This is a genomic window from Butyricimonas faecalis (assembly GCF_003991565.1).
Classification (GTDB): Bacteria; Bacteroidota; Bacteroidia; order Bacteroidales; family Marinifilaceae; genus Butyricimonas; species Butyricimonas faecalis.
Genome location: NZ_CP032819.1, coordinates 63,529 through 81,780 on the forward strand (window position 1 = coordinate 63,529; position 18,252 = coordinate 81,780).

The 18,252-nt window shown below is 43.0% G+C and carries 16 protein-coding genes; 12 read left to right on the forward strand and 4 right to left on the reverse strand.

The window, feature by feature from the left end; all coding sequences use genetic code 11:
- Positions 1-21 precede the first annotated feature (21 nt).
- On the reverse strand, positions 22-399 hold the full coding sequence (gene crcB / locus D8S85_RS00225) for a fluoride efflux transporter CrcB (RefSeq protein ID WP_106624276.1): 378 nt from the start codon (positions 397-399) through the stop codon (positions 22-24).
- A gap of 56 nt (positions 400-455) precedes the next feature.
- Between crcB and D8S85_RS00230 the strand changes: the two genes are divergently transcribed.
- From D8S85_RS00230 to D8S85_RS00280, 11 genes are all read left to right on the forward strand, one after another.
- Positions 456-1,103: an RNA polymerase sigma factor gene (locus D8S85_RS00230; protein ID WP_240648773.1), complete on the forward strand. Its 648-nt coding sequence runs from the start codon at positions 456-458 to the stop codon at positions 1,101-1,103.
- A gap of 68 nt (positions 1,104-1,171) precedes the next feature.
- Positions 1,172-1,984: a FecR family protein gene (locus tag D8S85_RS00235; protein WP_127074654.1), complete on the forward strand. Its 813-nt coding sequence runs from the start codon at positions 1,172-1,174 to the stop codon at positions 1,982-1,984.
- Positions 1,977-2,330 (forward strand): FecR family protein, encoded by a 354-nt coding sequence (locus D8S85_RS00240; protein WP_127074655.1) that lies wholly within the window; start codon positions 1,977-1,979, stop codon positions 2,328-2,330. Before D8S85_RS00235 ends, D8S85_RS00240 begins: the two co-directional genes overlap by 8 nt.
- Before the next feature lie 174 nt (positions 2,331-2,504).
- Entirely contained in the window at positions 2,505-6,128 is a 3,624-nt protein-coding gene (locus tag D8S85_RS00245) for a SusC/RagA family TonB-linked outer membrane protein (protein ID WP_172726457.1), read from the forward strand.
- Positions 6,129-6,140: 12 nt separating this feature from the next.
- The gene (locus tag D8S85_RS00250; protein WP_127074657.1) at positions 6,141-7,601 is read left to right on the forward strand and encodes a RagB/SusD family nutrient uptake outer membrane protein; all 1,461 of its coding nucleotides are present in this window, start codon (positions 6,141-6,143) and stop codon (positions 7,599-7,601) included.
- Between the two features lie 18 nt (positions 7,602-7,619).
- Entirely contained in the window at positions 7,620-8,516 is an 897-nt protein-coding gene (locus D8S85_RS00255) for a hypothetical protein (protein ID WP_106624308.1), read from the forward strand.
- Between the two features lie 48 nt (positions 8,517-8,564).
- Positions 8,565-9,971 carry a hypothetical protein gene (locus D8S85_RS00260; protein ID WP_127074658.1) on the forward strand — a complete coding sequence of 469 codons (1,407 nt, stop codon included), beginning with the start codon at positions 8,565-8,567 and terminating at the stop codon, positions 9,969-9,971.
- A gap of 81 nt (positions 9,972-10,052) precedes the next feature.
- On the forward strand, positions 10,053-10,580 hold the full coding sequence (locus D8S85_RS00265; protein WP_127074659.1) for a hypothetical protein: 528 nt from the start codon (positions 10,053-10,055) through the stop codon (positions 10,578-10,580).
- A complete protein-coding gene (locus D8S85_RS00270; RefSeq protein WP_240648962.1) occupies positions 10,577-11,362 on the forward strand; it encodes a TlpA family protein disulfide reductase in 786 nt (261 codons plus the stop codon). The genes D8S85_RS00265 and D8S85_RS00270 overlap by 4 nt, the downstream gene beginning before the upstream one ends.
- Positions 11,363-11,364: 2 nt before the next feature.
- Entirely contained in the window at positions 11,365-12,729 is a 1,365-nt protein-coding gene (locus D8S85_RS00275; RefSeq protein ID WP_106624311.1) for a TlpA family protein disulfide reductase, read from the forward strand.
- A 32-nt stretch (positions 12,730-12,761) separates the two neighbouring features.
- On the forward strand, positions 12,762-14,105 hold the full coding sequence (locus D8S85_RS00280; protein WP_106624312.1) for a TlpA family protein disulfide reductase: 1,344 nt from the start codon (positions 12,762-12,764) through the stop codon (positions 14,103-14,105).
- A 186-nt stretch (positions 14,106-14,291) separates the two neighbouring features.
- Here D8S85_RS00280 and D8S85_RS00285 read toward each other — a convergent pair whose 3' ends face one another.
- On the reverse strand, positions 14,292-16,382 hold the full coding sequence (locus tag D8S85_RS00285) for a M3 family metallopeptidase (RefSeq protein WP_228423300.1): 2,091 nt from the start codon (positions 16,380-16,382) through the stop codon (positions 14,292-14,294).
- A gap of 78 nt (positions 16,383-16,460) precedes the next feature.
- Positions 16,461-16,970: a calycin-like domain-containing protein gene (locus D8S85_RS00290; protein WP_106624313.1), complete on the reverse strand. Its 510-nt coding sequence runs from the start codon at positions 16,968-16,970 to the stop codon at positions 16,461-16,463.
- 71 nt (positions 16,971-17,041) lie between these two features.
- Between D8S85_RS00290 and D8S85_RS00295 the strand changes: the two genes are divergently transcribed.
- On the forward strand, positions 17,042-17,500 hold the full coding sequence (locus D8S85_RS00295) for a hypothetical protein (protein WP_106624314.1): 459 nt from the start codon (positions 17,042-17,044) through the stop codon (positions 17,498-17,500).
- Positions 17,501-17,515: 15 nt separating this feature from the next.
- Here D8S85_RS00295 and D8S85_RS00300 read toward each other — a convergent pair whose 3' ends face one another.
- Complete coding sequence (locus D8S85_RS00300) at positions 17,516-18,151, reverse strand: LolA family protein (protein WP_106624315.1); 636 nt, start codon at positions 18,149-18,151, stop codon at positions 17,516-17,518.
- Positions 18,152-18,252: the final 101 nt, after the last annotated feature.

Genomic DNA, 18,252 nt, shown 5'->3' on the forward strand with positions numbered 1-18,252 from the left:
TTTTTTGTTACTGAAATGAGGTTATAGTGCTTTTGCAATGAGGTGTCCCGCGTAAATGGCTGTTAATCCCAGTATGACGCTGAGGGCGGTGTAGGAGATAAAATATAAATAGTTTTGTTCTCTCAGTAAAACGAAGTTCTCGTTCATAAAGGTGGAGAAGGTGGTAAAACCTCCGCATAAACCCACGGTTAGGAATAAGCGTATGTCCGCGTTGAAGAGGTGGCCTCGCTCGAACAAGCCGTAGAAGATTCCGATCAGCAAGCATCCCGCGATGTTAACAGCCATGGTGCCGAAAGGAAATGCTGAAAGGAAGTGGTGTTGTACAAAACGAGTCAGAAGGAAACGAAATATTCCCCCGCAGAAGCTTCCCAAACCGATGATCAATAGTGTTTTAAACATATGCTACGCTTGTTTGATGATTTTCGATATCATGATTATGAATTGGACGCAAATATATGACTTTTATTGGGCGTATGAAAGGAGCTATTGTTGCTTCTTTTTTTTATATTCGCGGGTGTTATTTCAAGGAACGGCAAATGAAACATGAAGAAGAAGATATAATCGATCTCTTGAAAAAAGGGAACGTGGCGTGTGTTAAGATGCTGTTTGATAACTATTACCGGGCATTATGTGTGTTTGCTTTACGTTTTTTGAATTCGTTCGAGGATGCCGAGGATGTTGTACAAGAGGTTTTTGTTAATTTTTGGGAGAAAAAGAAGGGGTGCGAGTTTTCGGGTTCGTTGCGATCGTTTCTTTTTGGAGCGGTGAACAAGGCGGCTCTTTATCATTTACGAAATTCTGATCGAATGGTCTTTGAGGGACTTGAAACGCATCTTAATCAATTGATGGAAGAGGAGATGCCGGAGAGTGACGAGGATATAGCATTACGTAAGCAGAAGTTATTCCGGGAAATAGAGGCATTGCCGGAAAAATGTCGAGAGGTTTTTGTTGCGATCGTATTGGAAAATTTGTCTTATAAAGAGGTGGCAGAAAAGTTGAATGTTTCTGTTAATACCGTGAAAACACACTATTCACGTGCGTTAAAACAGTTGCGGGAGCATTTGGATATCATTGCGTTACTATTTTTTAGTATCAAAAAGTAATTTTTTCTTTTCTTTTTTTCACCCATATCAGTTAAAACTGCAATATGTAGTAAAAAGTAACGTTGATTATGGATGAAATTATATATAGATGGATTGCGGACTATAGTTTGGGGGTGATCGAGAAAGAGGATTTTGAGCGATTGAAAGCCTGGATTGAAGCATCTCCTAGTCATCGGGTTTTGTTCGAGCAAACACTCCGCCTTTACAAGGAAGGGAGAGAAATCGGTTTTCTGAGTGCCATGGATGAGGAGTGTTCATGGAAGAGTTTGGAGAGAAAATTGGGCAGAAGACATCGTTTGACGTGGACGAGGTGGATCGTTGCGGCTTCTATTTTGCTCGCGGGGGTTGTCGGGGGTGGTATTCTGTTGTTACCGGAATGGGAGAATGATTCTTCCGTGCAAGTGTTTTCAGAAATACCGGGAAAGGCTACGGTAATATTGCGAATGGCTGATGGAAAGAGTGTATCATTGAAGGAGAACGAGACAATAGGACTGGTGGAAAAAGACGGAACGGAGATTCATAAAGATACGATGAATCGATTGGTCTATGCGGCAAGTAATACGGAGAAAAAGAGTGTTTTGCACACGTTGGAGGTGCCTGTGGGAGGAGAGTTCGACATGGTATTGGCTGATGGTACGCGGGTATGGCTTAATTCGGCGACAAAGTTGCGTTATCCCACTCGTTTTACCGGGAAAAACAGGGAGGTGTACGTGGAAGGGGAAGCTTTCTTTTCCGTGTGTAAGGATTCGGCACACCCTTTTATAGTTCATGCAGAGGGGGCTTGTGTGCGGGTTTTGGGTACGGAGTTTAATTTGTCTGCGTATCCCGGGGAACGTACTATAACGACATTGGCAGAAGGAAAAGTGGAGGTCAATGGATAAAGTATCTAAGGTGTATTTGAAGCCGGGAGAGCAGGCTATTTGTGGGAAAGGAGCAAGGTTTATAGAGGTGAAGGAGGTGGATGTGTCACTTTTTACCTCGTGGATAAAGGGTGTTTTCGAGTTTGAGAATATGTCGTTGCTGGCAATTTCTCGGCAATTGTCACGGTGGTACGGTGTTTCTTTCCAGTTTGAAGATGAAAGTTGTGCCGAGCGGCGTTTTACGGGAGGTATAAAGAAGTACGTTCCTTTGAATCAATCGTTGGATATTTTGGAGAAAACGACAAATGTGGTTTTTAAAGTTTCGGGACGGCACGTATTCGTAAAGTCACTTAAAAATGAAATATAGAAACAAGAGGAGAAACAAAAAGTGGGAAATGGTACCAGCATTCCCCACGGTTGTATTCTCTCCATAAAATATAAGTTGATGTGGAATAACGTAAATTGATTAGGCAAAGTTATGGAAAAAAAACGCATGTTCCGCTGTCTTTTGAGAGAAAAGCGGGATAGTAATTATTTTTTGATGATGAGATTAACAATCGTTTTAACAATTCTTTTGACAATGAACGTGTTTGGGACCGTGAATTCCCAAATCGTGAATCTGAAATGTAAGAATACGCCTTTGCGGGAGGTATTTCGATCTTTGAAACAGCAGACGGGGTATCTTTTCGTTTTTAACGAGGAAGAAATTGATCGAACACATCGTGTGAGCGTGGATATACATGATCGTACGTTGGTTCAGACTATGGATGAAGTGTTACGGGGATTGCCCTATTCTTACGAATTGCTCTCGGATATGGTCGTGATCAAGCCTATTCTGGAAAAAATTCGAATGCAAGTGCAGGATTCTCTGCCTAAGCAAATGGAAGTGACGGGAGTGGTGAAGGATTGTCAGGGAGAACCACTTCCCGGAGTATCGGTAGTGATCAAGGGGACGACGATCGGGGTGGCAACGGATGTAAATGGAAAGTTTCGGATTTTGTTAGAGAAGAAGAAGCAAGTGTTGAAGTTTTCCTTTATCGGAATAGAAACGAAAGAGGTTGTGTGGAACGGGCAGAGAACGATGGATGTGTTGTTGAATGATGATTGCGTGAATATCAAAGAGGTGGTGGTAACCGGTTATCAAACTATTGATAAGAGGAAGTTGACGAGTTCTATATCTTCTTTGGGCGAGGAGGATTTGACGTACAAAGGAGCGTTGACCGTGGACCAGATGTTAGAAGGTAAGGTTCCCGGTTTATTGGCGATGACGTTAAGTACTACACCTGGTGCAGCCACGAAGATGCGTTTGCGCGGAACAAGTACCTTTACCGGTACGCGTGAACCTTTGTGGGTGATTGACGGGGTGATTTACGAGAATCCGGTGCCGTTGACTGCCGACGAGATTAATAGTTGGGATAATGTGAATTTAATTGGTAATGCAATCACGGGATTGAATCCGCAGGATATAGAGCGTATTGATGTGTTGAAAGATGCTTCGGCAACGGCTATTTATGGTACGCGTGCGGCTAATGGCGTGATTGTGGTGACAACAAAAACGGGTAAAGTGGGTGGTACTTTGCTTTCCTATTCTTTTAATGCCTCAGTGACCCAGCGGCCGACATACAATGATTTCGAGTTGATGAGTTCCAAAGAGCGTATTGATGTTTCGCGGGAGATTATGGAGCGAGGTTTGTATTTTGAGAATACGCCTCAACGTATGGGATACGAGGGGTTGATGATGGATTATTGGGATAAAAAGATTTCTTTTGCGGAATTTCAAGCGGGCGTGTCCCGGATGGAGAGTCAAAATACGGATTGGTTCAAGGAGTTGTACCGCAATTCTTTCAGTCAGTCACATAACTTGAGTCTTTCCGGGGGTAACGAGACGACGCGTTATTATTTTTCTTTTGGTTACACGAATAGCAAAGGTGCGGAGAAAGGTGCTGATTTGTCTCGTTTGACGGCTCGTATGAACCTTTCTTCCCGGTTGAGAGAGAATATTTTGCTCGACGTGCGTTTGAGTGGTTCTTTACAGGATGCCGATTATAACCCGGGATATTACTCGGCTTTTGACGAAGCGTATTACACGAATCGTACGATCCCAGCAAGAAATGCCGATGGTTCGTTGTATTATGTGGACAAAGAGGTGAATGATGAACATATCACGCAGACGAAAGTGTTGGCTCGATATAACATCATGAATGAGTTTGCAAACGGAGGACAAAGTATTATAAATAAGAGTTTGAATTTGACTGCCGCTTTGAATTGGGAATTGTTGCCCAACTTGCGTTACATGGGTACAGTGGGATTGACAACGACGACGAATTTGACAGAGAGCTGGATGGGTGAGAAAAGTTTCTATATTGCTAATTTGCGCGGTTGGGATTATGGAGACAAGCCAGCGGGAGATATTGCCATGAAGGGGATTCTTGACGGGGGAATTTATTCCAACGGCATGATGAATCAGTATGATTGGACGGTGCGAAACCAAATCAATTATAATTTCACGCTGAACGAAGTGCATAATTTTAACATTGATTTGGGACAAGAGGCTAAATCTACGATTTACAAAGGGGCACAGGGTAGTGTGTTTCCGGGATATATGCCGGATGAGGGAAAAACGTTTAGTATGTTTCCAATGATCAGCCCGGGGGATATTTACGAATACCCGACAGCAATCCGAAGGTGGTTTTTGAGTTCCAGTGATGGGGTATTTCCGGTAATCACGGATAGACGGGAAAACTCATTGTCGTTTTACGGAACGTTTACCTATTCTTACCAGAATCTTTATTCATTGAATTTCAATATCCGTAATGACGGTTCCAACCGTTTCGGTCAGTATAAGAATGAGAAGTTTAATCCCGTATGGTCTGTTTCCGGGCGTTGGAATTTGAGTGATGAGGCTTTTATGAATAGTGGTTGGATCGAGAGTCTAGCCTTGAGAATGTCTTACGGTTATCGGGGAAACGTGCCGAGCGAGAGCCCGTATATGATTATTGATCGCCCGAGAAAACAAACGGTTTCCGGGGAGCTAGGAGCTCTTGTGCAAGCTTTCCCGAATGCAAATTTGAAATGGGAGAAAACTTCTACGGTGAATATCGGGTTGGATTGGGCCTTTTTTGGTGGACGCATCAGTGGTGCATTGGAGTACTATTATAGTAAATCGGTGGATTTGATCACGGAGCGTCCCGTGTCGTTGGTAAACGGTATTTCTTCTTTGAAGGTGAATGACGGAAAACTTACCAACAGTGGTATTGATTTTAATATTTCGACTAAAAATATCGAGACGAAAGATTTCAAGTGGAGAACGTCACTTTCTTTCTCTCACACGAAAAATAAAGTGACGAGAGGAGCCAAGACGGTGGAGGGGACGGTAAATACTTATATGAATTATGTCAATGGCTCGGTGATCAAGGAAGGATCTTCTGTGGATGGTTTCTACTCTTACCAGTTCGATCGTTTGGACGAGTATGGATTGCCGCGTTTCAAGAATTTGACGGGAAATTCATCGAACATGACAAACGAGGAGTTTTTGAGCACGATCTTCACTTACTCGGGGACTCGTACGCCGACGGCGTATGGTAGTTTCTCTACCGAGTTTATGTACAAAAAACTCTCTTTGCGTGCAGAGTTTTCTTATAAGTTTGGTTACAAAGTGCGGATGTTGAGGCTTTACCAGAATGATAAGAATGCATTGCCCGCACCGGAGGACAATATGACAAAAGTTATGGTGAACCGCTGGCGTCAGCCGGGTGACGAGGCTTACACGAATATCCCGGGATTGTCCAACGAGGAGTTGGCTGTACCAGAGGGCGATGTGATGCCGAGCGAGAGTGTGGCGTACAAATACACGATGGTGGATGTGGCTTTCCGTAACATTGTGGGACCATCGACCTACACGGGGTGGTACATGTACGATCACTCGAATTTGCGTGTAGCTAAGGCTGATAATATCCGTGTGCGTTCTATTTCATTGGGATATTCGTTGGGCGGTAACTGGTTGAAGAAATTGGGAGTCGGAGGTGCCCGTTTGGATTTCTCTGTTCAAAATATCGGGGTGATCGTGTTTGATAAGAAACTGAAGGGACAGGATCCGGATCAGGTGCAATCAGTTGGAATGCCGACGTTGCCTACGTATAATTTGAGTTTGAACGTGAATTTCTAATGTCTAGATAATATGAAAAAAGTATTTTTATTTATATCGCTTTGTTTCGCTTTGCTCTCTTCCTGCAGTGATTTTTTGAAGGAGGAGGACAAGGATAAGGTGATACCGCGTACTGTTGATCATTTTTTGCAGATTATGCATCGGGAGGCTTTTATCACGAACAAAATGAATTATTTGACGGAGTTTATGACGGACGATATCGAGGAGAGGGCGAGAACTTCATCTAAGGATAAGAATGTTTACAAAAATCTATATACTTGGCAGCGAAATCTGGAGTTGGATGCCAATGGCGATAATGCTAACGTGAATGTTTCTTGGGAGTTGGCCTATCGGTTGATCCTGATCTGTAATTACGTGATGGAGAATATTGACGATGCTATTGGAGAGGAGAATGAAAAGGATTTTGTGCGGGGAGAGGCCTATTTTGTGCGTGCTCGTAGTTATTTTGAACTGGTGAATTTGTATGCTAAACATTATGACGTGGAAACGGCGGCCACGGAACCGGGTGTACCTCGTCACTTGGGTACCGGTGTGGAGGATACTTATACGCGTTCCTCCGTGGCTGTAATCTATGATTTGATTGAAGCGGATTTGAAAGAGGCTATCCGGCAGTTCTCGAATAGCGGGTTGAAGAAATCTTTGTGGCATCCGAATGCAGAGACGGCGATGTTGCTACTATCCCGTATGTATTTGTATAAGTCGGATTGGGATAATTGCATTGATTATGCTACTCGGGTGATTGACGCTAATGGGGGAAGATTGTGGAATTTGAAAGAACATCGGGAAGGAACATTCGTGAACACGACGAATCCGGAGATTTTGCATACTTACGGGGATCGATCGTCATTGTGTGGTGATAGTGGCGAGACGGCTGTTCCGAGTATTTATGAATCGTCGACCGGGGCGGTGACTTACGGGGTTTCTATCGATTTGTTGAGAACATTTTTGACCGGAGATCTGCGTGCCGGCAAGTACATGAAAGTGGTGTCCGGCACAAGTGTACCGACGAAGTGGTTGAATGCGTTCACGGATATGGGGGCGTTCACTTATCGGGTATCAGAAGCTTATTTGAACCGGGCAGAGGCGTATGCGTTCAAAAATATGGATGCAGAGGCGTATGCCGATGTGGTGAAAGTGGTAGAGAATCGTGTGGAGGATATGGCTAGCGTGGGAAATATTGCGGAGAGCGGTGTGGAATTGAAGCGTTTTATCTTTGACGAGCGGCGTCGGGAGTTCTGTTTCGAAGGGCAACGCTGGTATGACTTGAAGCGAACCAAATTGTTTGCCAAGCAGATTAATCACAAGTTTACGGAGGTGAACAATACAGGAACAACTATGGGTACGGAGATTTATATGTTGGCTCCCAATGACCCGAATTATATTTATCCTATTCCACAAAATGAGTTGAATGTGAACAACGTGATACAACAGAACGAGAGAGTGGATAAGTTACCGATAAAGGAAGATTATTAATAGTGAAAAGTGATGGTAATGAAGAAGTTATTTGTATATATGCTAGTGGGAGCATGTTGTTTCTTTGCTTGTAGTGAAGATGAGGACACAACTCCGTCCTTGAAGGACACGGATCGTTTGGAAGAGTTGATAGACAAGTCGAACAAGACGATCATGGATTTCAAGGAAAAATACGGTACCTATATTTTGTATCAATTTGATCAGTTGTTGGATTTCGCTTACCAGTTTGACCAGGCGGCGAGTTGGAGAGCTGCGGAGTTGACTTATCTGGAGAAGGAGGAGGTCGTGGGAGCGGTAGATTTCTTGATAAATCGCTTTATGGCGTGCTACGGGGATTCGGTGAAGGTAAATTATTTACCGCGCAAGGTGCTGATGTGTTGTAAAATAAAAGCTCGTCAGTTGGGTATTTCAATCCCGAAAGGGGGAGATCCTGGTGATCACGATGCGGCTGCCAATATGAATAGTTTCACGGTGGCGGGATTGGATAACGCCAACTTGACGGCAATGTCGGAAGAACGGTTGGAGGAGTATGTGCGGCAGTTGCACTATATTTTCTTGGCAGGCTACGTGGTGAATGTACGCCGTTTGATGTTCGTGGAGGATACTTTCTTTGATCCTTGTAAAACACTTTACGGTACCGAGGTGGAACGGGATAAAAATGTACAATTGCCAGCAGAAGATTACTTGAAATTGGGTTTCTTCCCGATCACGGATATTGAGGAGTACAGTTACCCTCTAGAATTGGATGACTTGATAGATTTCGTGGAGAATCTGGTGAAGATGGATCAGGCGACACATGATACGATAATGGAATACGAGTTGATGAAAACCAAAATGCAGAACGTGGCTGGCTCCCTGAAAGCCATGGGTGTAGATGTCGAGAAAATCAACCCGTTGGCGGTAGATTTCTTATAAGCAAAATATGTATAACGTAATGAAGTACAAACTTTAAATGAATGAATTATGAAAAAGATGATGAATTACTTATTGGCCTTGTTGGTGATGGCCGGTTTTGTAGCTTGTTCTGATGATAATCCGGGGATGGCTCCGGTAATCGGAGGTGATGGAAATGTAACATTGGAGTTGAAACGTGACACGGCTGATACGTACAAGATTAGCTTGCCGATTGTTTCGGAAGAGGGAGTTGCTAAGATTACTTTGATGGATAAATCTTCTAATAAAGTGTTGGATGAGCAAACTTCATTTGCAGATCCGAATGCTTTCACGTATACTTATGACGTGGATTTGACTTCCTACACAGAGAACACGATGTTGATGTTGTCTTTGACAATCGAAGATCGCGAAGGACAAAAGGTGACTCAAAATATCACATTGAATATTAAGAAATTTTCTGAATTGGATGTGCGTTTTACGGCAGACCGGATCGTAACTTTCTCTGAAAATTGTAACTTGAAATTGACAGTTATTCGAGGGCTGATTCCATTAAAAGAGATGATCGTGAAAGTAGAGGGGAAAAGTGATGTTAAGTTCGATTTGTCTATGGATCCGGAACAGGAAAAATATGATTTTAATGTTCGTATTGAAAAATTGGTACTTGGGAATAATGATGTAACGGTTGTTGTGGTTGACGAGAAAAAACAAGAGTTTGCGAAATCGGTTGCTGTTGAGAGGAAAGAGGGAATGACATTTAAGAAAGTGCTTAATGTCAATAAACTCATGATCAATCGCGGGGATATGGATGGTGTGTATCACCCGGATATGGAGGCCCTTGAGAAATATTCCGATGCAGATAAGATATATCGATTAGCTGCACTGGATCCAGAAACGATGGAAGGGTATCATATCGTTGATTTTTATTATGACGGGAATGATAGAGTCGTTAAACTCGAGAAAAAAGTACAAAGTGTGAATGAGGAGACTTATGATATAGAGGAAACTAAAGAGACTTACGTGTTCGACTATAATGGCGAAGAAGTAGTAAAAGTAACTAAAGATGGGACTGATTATGTAACAGATGTTGTTTACGAGAGTGGTTCTATCAAGAGTTTCAAGATTGATGGTAAGTTGTACACACCCCAATATGCAGAGAAAGAGGGTGAAATGGTGCGAGTAGATAATATGGACAAAGCGTTATCCGGGAATTCTTTTGACTTTACTGACAAGAATAAAGTAAATCCGTTATACATGGAAAATCTGCCGGCATTACTTCCGTTGGATTTGTATGGAATGACGTTTAGTCAATATGTTTATAATCGTTATTTCTTTGATTCCATGAAAAACGGTGATACCGTGTTAATATCTTATAATATTTCAGACATTACAATGGGTGACAGGGGATTGGAACAAGTTATATCTTGGACAGACGAGAATAAAGAAGAGCAGTCTATGATTTATTATTACGACGAGTAAAAAGTGAACGATTAAAAGTGGATGGTGTGTCAAAACACTTCATGTGAAATTTTGACACTCCATCCAATTAAAAATGAAATTATGATGAAATACTTATACTATTTATCACTCGCACTTTTTTGTATTGCTTGCAGTCCGAAGGCTCCGACGGATGAGCAATTGGAGGATTTGTGTCGAAATGCTGCTTTTGCGATAAACAATTTGAAGGAAGGTGATAAGGGTAAGGCCTTTCAAGAGGTAGTGACAAAGAATGCACAGAATTATGATATACAAAAAATCAGTCCGTCGCAAGTAGAGTTATTATTTGATGCGGGAGGGGTGTCATTAGATAGTTATTTACGTGAATGGTTGGCCCCGATATTGGAAACACAATCGAAGCAATCTGGCGAAGCTGGGGCACTTGCTTCTTATTATCGTTGGAAATATGTGCTGACGACAAGATTTGAGGAAATGGCTGCTAAAGAAGCGGAATTGTACAAGCTGATGCTTACCAACGCATCGATAGGCGGAGTCTTGTCCGGTAACGAAAAGATATTGGTAGACGTGCTGAAAGGTGCGGCTCGTGTGGGGGGGACTCTTGGATGGAGTCCGGTATTTTGGACAACGTGAAGTCCTTGCTGGATATGTCGTTGTCGGATGATGCTGTTTTTGCTTCCATGGAAGTGTTTAACGCGGCATTCGTGGCGGAAAAAATTTCTACCGCGGAAAAAGAGGAGATCAGACAAAAAGTTTTAAAACAATATACAGGTTTGTTATCTACCGAACGCTACAGTGAGGGACGTCGTCGAGCACGTGTAGAATTAGCTATTCAGTATTTAGAAGGACCTTATGCCACGGGCACATTGGTTGGAAATAAAGCACCGGAGCTGGATTTCTTGTGGATGAGTAGCGGGGAAGAGAAAAGTTTGGACGATTTGAAGGGAAGAGTGGTGATACTCGATTTTTGGGCGACAAAGTGTGGTCCATGTATCGGGATTATGCCGAACATGAGAGTCTTGACGAAGAGGTATGTGGGGTATCCCGTGGAAATTATCGGAGTGACTTCCGTCATGGGCTACCACGTGGACGTGAAGAATGGAAAGACAATCCAGACGAAAGGAAATTCGGAATATGAGTTCGAGTTGATGAGAACTTTCATGAAGGATCAGAATATAAACTGGCGGGTGGCTTTCACGAAACAGAATGTGATGAACATGGAGTACGGGGTACTGGATATTCCACATATCGTGATTATCGATGCTGAGGGGAATGTGCGGTATAATGGAGTGGATCCTTTCTCTGCTCCCTATCATAAGGCTGATTTGATCGATGGGTTGTTGAAAGAGGCTGGATTACGTTGCCCTGCTACTCCGATGGAAAAAACGGATTATAGTAAAAAGCTAAATGAATAAAAATGAGAGGGAGTTTATGTTGTTTGCTTTTAACCTTGTTTGCTTGGGGATGTGGTCCGGAAGAAGGGAAAAAAGTAGAATTGAAAGATTTGATGTTTAAATGCGTGATTACGAATCCAGTGGAGGATGAAGTGATACGCGTAAGTATCAACGGGAAGGAGCAGGTTTTTGAAGTGCCGGAGAACGGCGTGGTGGAGATCAAGGCATCCCGGATTGCCCCACAGTACTCGGAGGTGATGTACGGACGGAAGGTTTATCCCGTTTACTTGGTAGGAGGAGAACCCATGGAGATGGCATTTGACGGGAACGAGGATAATTGGAACCGTAAGTTTTCGGGAGGAGCGAAGGCGATCAACGATTATTTGTCTTCATCGATTTCCTTGTTCGAGTCGTCGTATTTTTCCGATAATGAGGAAAAATTGAGCGAGAATACGAAAAAATTATTGGAAAAAAACTGGAAAAATCTAGAAAGAAAAGGATTGCCGGAGGATTTCGTTGCGGTGGAAAAGGAGCGTCTGCGTTACGAGGCGTATGGTTCGTGGTATTCTTACCGGATGAATCATCGTTGGATGACGGGGGACGAGACTTTTGAACCGGGAGAGGCGTATTACAAGACCTTGCGGGAATTGGCAAAGGAGCGTAAGAATTTGGTCGGGATGATGGCATATTACAATTACGTGCGTAGGTCGATTGCAACCTTGGTGAGCAAGGGGGTGGAGGAGCTTTCCCCGAATGATCTGATCCGTCGGGAGGTAAAATATATCGTGGAAAATTACAAGGATTCCATCCTCGTGGAAGAATTGATGCATGATTTCGTGTACGAGTATATTTTGGAGTATGGACTGAAGGGGCAGGAGGATCTTGTGGAGTTATATAAAAAAAACGTGAAGAGTGCGGCGAAGTTGATGCTTTTCGAACAGATGTGTAACACGTGGCTAAGCTTGTGCCCGGGTACGCCTTCCCCCGTGTTTAACTTACCGGATGCGAACGGAAAGATGATGTCACTGGAGGCAATGCGTGGAAAATTCGTATATATTGATTTGTGGGCATCGTGGTGTGGTCCTTGTCATCGAGAGATTCCTTTTTTGAAACGTCTGGAGAAAAAATTCGCTGGGAAGAATATTGTTTTCGTGGGTATTTCTTGTGATACGGATAAGGAGGCTTGGTTGAAGGCAATGCAAAACGAGGGGTTGGATGGTATCCAGTTGTACATGGGTGACGACCTTGTGTTTGCTAAAGCGTATATGGTGAGCAACTTGCCGCGGTTTATTTTGGTGGATCCGGAGGGGAATATCGTGGAAGCATACATGACGGCCCCTTCCAATCCGGAAACGGAAGAGAGATTGCAGAAGTTGTTTTTAATATAGTTTCAAAAAAACGTATTTATTAAATTTAGATTATGAGAAAATTAGTTGTAATGTTATTCATTTCTTTGTTGGCGTTTGCTTGCCAGAAAGAAAAGAGCGTGTCAGTGAATGTAACCGTGAAAGATAAAAATATTGCTGAAGGGGTATATTTTGGACTGATGAAGATGGATACGATGTTGCAGATGAATGCCGAAGGGAAAGCCTCCGTGGTTTTGCCCGTGGATGAACCGCAATATGGTATTGTGAAATATAAGTGGAAAACAAAAGCCATTTACTTGGAACCGGGGAAAGGGTTGGATGTAATCTGGGATATGAGGCCCTCCGGATTGGAGATAGAGTTCGCGGGAGATGGTGCTGATAAGAATAATTTTATTAACGGGAAAGAAACTCGAGTTCCGGTAATGGGGGACTTCGGGTTGAAAGAAGATGAGTTTTTGGAAAAAATAGATCAATACATCGCTGATAATAATAAGGTTTTGGAAAGCAAAGGCTTTGATAAGGTTTTCCAAGAGAAAGAGAAAACTCGACTGCTGTATGACGTGTGTGGTATCTTGTGGCAATATGCCCAAAATCGTGATTGTTCGGAGGAGTATATTGCAAAAATGAAATCTTTGATGGTAGAAGAGGATTGGTTGTTGCAATTAGACTCTTATACAAATTTTATGGAAGGGGCTGTGGCTTATTTCGCTGGTAAAGCGTTGGAAAATCAAGAAAATGCTTCCGTGAAAGAGAAAACATTGAATGTTTTGAATTATGTATTGAGTAATATCAAAAGTCAGGCTGTGAAGGAATATCTGGTGGCAAGTTTTTCCATTTCTTATATTGATAGCGAGGGGGTTGACGATGCCGAAGAGGTGAAGGCTATCTTCAATAAAGAAGTGACGAACTCGGTAATGCAAGCTGCCTTCAATAGTCTTTATGCCCAGGGATCCTCCGTGGCTAAGGGAAGCAAGGCACATGGCTTTAAATATTTGGATATAAATGGTAAGGAAGTGAGTCTTGATGATTTCAAAGGACGGTATGTCTATATTGATATTTGGGCTACGTGGTGTGCCCCCTGCAGAGAAGAATACCCGCATTTGCAGATGTTGGAAAAAGCTTTCCAGGGAACGAATATCAGTTTTGTAAGTATCTCTACCGATCAGGATGAAGCCAAGTGGAAACAAACAGTGAAAGATGAAAAAATGGGTGGAATACAGTTACATACTGGTGGAGATGAAGATTTTTTGAATGCATTCCGTGTAAAGGGAATTCCTCGTTTTATATTGATCAATCCAGAAGGACGCATTGAGAATGCTAATATGACCCGTCCGTCTGATCCTATGACAATAGAATATTTAGGAATGTTAGCAGAACGTTGGAAGAATAGTTTCTGACTTTCTCTCAAACTTTGAAGGAGACTGTCTAACAAGTCTATTTTTTACAACCACCTTCCCTAACCCCCTCCTACATGGGAGGGAAAATCGCTTGGTAATCAACCCTCCCCCTGTGTAAGGGGGAGTTGGAAGGGGTAGTTTGTGATACTGATAAGACTTGTTAGACAGTCTATGGTTATTGTAAAATTACTTCAAACCGCTTCTTTCCAACAATGCGTCAACAGTCGGTTCTTGGCCCCGGAAACGCTTGTAAAGGGTCATCGGCTTTTCAGATGCTCCTTTTTCCAGCACGTTGCGACGGAATGATTCGGCAGTTGCCTTATCGAAAATACCGTTTTGCTTGAATAGGGAGAATGCATCCGCATCAAGTACTTCTGCCCATTTGTAGCCGTAGTATCCGGCCGCGTATCCACCGGCAAAAATGTGTCCGAAAGCGGGAGAGAAGGCACTACCTTTCACGACAGGCATGATTTCGGTTTTACCCATGGCACGTTGTTCGAAATCTACAAGAGGTTCGGTAACGGGCTCAGTGATCGTGTGCCAAGCCATATCGACCATGCCAAAACTTAACTGGCGATCACTGGCATATCCGGCCTGGAAATTGGATGACTTTTTGATTTTATCGATATATTCTTGAGGAATTTTTTCTCCGGTCTGATAATGTTCAGCCCATGTGTCGAGCCATTCCTTTTCGAGAGCGAAGTTTTCCATGAATTGCGAGGGGAGTTCCACGAAATCGCGAGACACGCCGTCCATAGAGGTGGAGCCATAAGTGCATTTGCTGAACATACCGTGTAGGGCATGACCGAATTCATGTAGGAACGTGGTAACTTCGTTGAAGGTCAACAAAGACGGTTTCGTATCCGTCGGTTTCGTGAAATTCATCACGAGGGATACCAATGGCCGTTGATCTTTACCATGAACCATCTTTTGTCCGCGGAATTGAGTCATCCAGGCACCGCCTCCTTTGCTTTCCCGTGGGAAGAAGTCCGTGTATAGGATGGCAAGGAATGATCCGTCATTGTCGTACACTTCGTAGGTTTTCACTTCGGGATGGTATAACGGGATATTGTTGACCTCCTTGAAGGTAATGCCATAAAGACGTGTGGCTAAATCGAAGACTCCCTTTTGCACGTTTTCAAGCTTGAAGTAGGGTTTCAGCATCTCGTCGTCGAGCGCGTATTTTTCCTGCATCAATTTGTTGGAATAATAACTCCAGTCCCAACGTTGCAGTTCTCCTTTTAACCCGGATTTACGAGCAAATTCTTCAACTTCTTTTTTATCTTTAAGAGAATGGGGGTAAGAAGCTTCGTGTAGTTCGGCTATGAAGTTGTTCACGATTTCCGGGGTGTTGGCCATACGGTCGGTCAGGGCGTAGGCGGCATAGGTCGGGTAACCCATGAGCTTTGCTTTTTCCAAACGTAAAGCAGTAATCTTTTTGATCACGCCCTCGTTGTTGTATTCGTTATCGTGATATGCCCGTGAAGAATTTGCACGATATACTTTTTCCCTCAGGGCCCGGTTGTCGGCATATTTCATCAGTGGTGCCATGCTGGGATAATGGAGGGTGAACACCCATCCTTCCTTGCCACGCTGTTTGGCGGTCATGGCTGCCATTTCCTTGGCGCCTTCGGGTAAACCGGAAAGATCTTTTTCATCTGTCACGTGTAATTCGAAGGCGTTGGTCTCTTCCAATTCGTTTTTGTCAAAAGTTAGGCTTAATTTACCCAGCTCGATGGAGATTTCTTTGAAACGTTCGCGGGCAGCTCCTTCTAGGTTCGCGCCTCCGTCAATGAACGCTTTCCACGTGTTTTCGAGCAACTGGGTTTGTTCTGTGTTCAGGTTTAATGTCGCTTTCTGGGCATAAACTTGTTTTACCCGTTCGAAAAGTTGCGGGTTCATGTAAATATCGTGACTGAATGAAGTTAGTTTCGGCGACACATTTTGAGCGATATCCTGCATCAAACTGTCCGTGAGACAGGCGTTTAAATTGAAAAATATTCCGGAGATAGTACTCATTCGTTCGCCCACGTTGTCCAGAGCCGCGATAGTGTTTTCAAATGTCGGGGATGCTTTAGAAGAGGCGATTTGTTCTACTTCTTTTTTAGCCTCTTCGATAGCTACATCAAAAGCTGGTTCGTAATGTTCTGCTTTGATTTTATCGAAAGGAGGTGTCTGGTGGGGTGTATCGAAACTCGATAATAGCGGATTTTGTTCTGTCTTTCCGCAGGATGCCACAAGAAGGATCAGTGCAGCCATAAAAGTCGTTTTTCTCATTGTTTAATTTGTTTTCTAATTTTGTAATTGAAATTGCACTTCAAGATTACTAAAAAGCTAAATTGCAACTTATATGATTTATTTCTTTTTTCCTGTAAACACGATTTTAGGTTCTACGATCATTGGGATAATTGAAACTGTAATATCAAGGTTTAGTTGATCTTTTGTGATTTTTCCCTTGTGGGTGTAAGAGATCGTTTGTTGTCCGACAGAGACTTTACCGTCACCTTCTAGGTTAAAAGTGGAGTCCGTTTCGGTTACTTTGCCTAGCGCCGGGTTGACCGTGATCCCTTTCACGGGCATGGTAAAGTCCACGAGATTCAACTTGACATTCTTGCTGGTATCCGCCGTGATGCTGATTTTGCAGGGAATCGGACCTTCGGGGACCAGTGTTTTACCTTCGGCATCCGGTTTGAGCATGGCTTTCACGTGGTCAGGCAGAATAATCGTGGCTTCGCCTTCGTATAGACCGGGTAACGAGGAAATATCATGTGCCCGACGATCACTACAGCTATTGCAAGAGGTTAATAATGACGTGATTGGAATAATAAGTAATAATATTCCGATAAAGAAAATATTCCGTTTCATGAACTATTGATTTATTTTTGTACTTTCGACGGCTAAAAATATAAACTTTTATCAATTAAACCATCAGGATTATGAAATTTGTAGGATTACTTCTTTTTTTATGCCTTGCGGTAGGGGGATCGATGAAGGCCATGTCGGCGAATAACACGAATAAAAAAGATCACGCGGCAGCCGTTGCCGGAACATATAACGGGGAGGCTTTTGTCGAGATCATGCAGCAGAAAATGAAGTTGAAGCTTGAATTGCAACGGACTCACCGGGATAGCGTGATCGTGGTGGTGAAAGATTTTGTGTTACCCACGGGGCAAAAGTTCAATTATCGTTCCACGGGTGTTTCCGTGAAGCCGGAAGTAAAGGATGGTAAAACCGTGTATAAATTGAATATCTCGTTCACTTACATGTATAATGGAATGCCCATGAAAGTGACAGCCACGGGGACGATAAAAGACGGGGAGCTTGATTCTTTGGTGAAGGCCACGATCATGGATGCCATGGAAACAAAAGTGACTTACAAGGCGAAGAAAGCCTAGTAAGTCACCTTTATACTATCGCAAGTCAACGATGTCCACTTCAGGATGGGCTTCTTTGTCAAAGCGGAAAAAGTTTATATCCAATTCTTTTTCCGGTTTCTTTAGGCTTTTAATGGTTATTACCACGTCGTTTCCGTCTTTACCGAAGGAGGAGACTTTTTCAACCGTATTGGTTTTCGTGTTGATCCATACCCCGATTTTGGAGATTTGCTTGTGCTCTTTTTTGGGAGTTAACTCGATGTAAGCCTTGCCGTCCTTGTCTTCCACTAGCTTTTGAGTAAACTTCTGATTGTGAATATCGAACAGGATGGAAGGATTTAGCATTTCTTCTTCATTCTCATCCGGGTTTTTGATATTTACTTCTTCCTGATCCGGCATATACGTGTAGATCACCTCTCCGTCGAAATAATTAATCACGTCCATCACGTCGATACGGTACATGTTGTCTTTCATATACGCTTTCCCGGGGTGCGTTTCTTGAATATTTTCCTCCTTGTTGATCATGGAAAGGTCAAAAACGATTTCTACTGCCGGGTAGGACTTGATCTGTCCAACAGTTTTATCCAGAATTGCCTTTGCTTTTTCGTCGGTCTGGGCGGAAGCGAAGGTACCGCATAACGCCAGAATCATAAATGTTAGAATATACTTCATACCATGTGTTGTTTTATGTTGTCTTTTTTCTTTAAATCAAGAGCAAATATAGGGATTATCCCGCAGAAGCAAAAAAATATTGGAAAAATTGCTACTTTCGC

Coding starts and splice junctions, on each gene's coding strand:
- crcB (WP_106624276.1), bottom strand. CDS start 399: ATGTTTAAAACACTATTGATCATCGGTTTGGGAAGCTTCTGCGGGGGA.
- D8S85_RS00230 (WP_240648773.1), top strand. CDS start 456: ATGACTTTTATTGGGCGTATGAAAGGAGCTATTGTTGCTTCTTTTTTT.
- D8S85_RS00235 (WP_127074654.1), top strand. CDS start 1,172: ATGGATGAAATTATATATAGATGGATTGCGGACTATAGTTTGGGGGTG.
- D8S85_RS00240 (WP_127074655.1), top strand. CDS start 1,977: ATGGATAAAGTATCTAAGGTGTATTTGAAGCCGGGAGAGCAGGCTATT.
- D8S85_RS00245 (WP_172726457.1), top strand. CDS start 2,505: ATGATGAGATTAACAATCGTTTTAACAATTCTTTTGACAATGAACGTG.
- D8S85_RS00250 (WP_127074657.1), top strand. CDS start 6,141: ATGAAAAAAGTATTTTTATTTATATCGCTTTGTTTCGCTTTGCTCTCT.
- D8S85_RS00255 (WP_106624308.1), top strand. CDS start 7,620: ATGAAGAAGTTATTTGTATATATGCTAGTGGGAGCATGTTGTTTCTTT.
- D8S85_RS00260 (WP_127074658.1), top strand. CDS start 8,565: ATGAAAAAGATGATGAATTACTTATTGGCCTTGTTGGTGATGGCCGGT.
- D8S85_RS00265 (WP_127074659.1), top strand. CDS start 10,053: ATGATGAAATACTTATACTATTTATCACTCGCACTTTTTTGTATTGCT.
- D8S85_RS00275 (WP_106624311.1), top strand. CDS start 11,365: ATGAGAGGGAGTTTATGTTGTTTGCTTTTAACCTTGTTTGCTTGGGGA.
- D8S85_RS00280 (WP_106624312.1), top strand. CDS start 12,762: ATGAGAAAATTAGTTGTAATGTTATTCATTTCTTTGTTGGCGTTTGCT.
- D8S85_RS00285 (WP_228423300.1), bottom strand. CDS start 16,382: ATGAGAAAAACGACTTTTATGGCTGCACTGATCCTTCTTGTGGCATCC.
- D8S85_RS00290 (WP_106624313.1), bottom strand. CDS start 16,970: ATGAAACGGAATATTTTCTTTATCGGAATATTATTACTTATTATTCCA.
- D8S85_RS00295 (WP_106624314.1), top strand. CDS start 17,042: ATGAAATTTGTAGGATTACTTCTTTTTTTATGCCTTGCGGTAGGGGGA.
- D8S85_RS00300 (WP_106624315.1), bottom strand. CDS start 18,151: ATGAAGTATATTCTAACATTTATGATTCTGGCGTTATGCGGTACCTTC.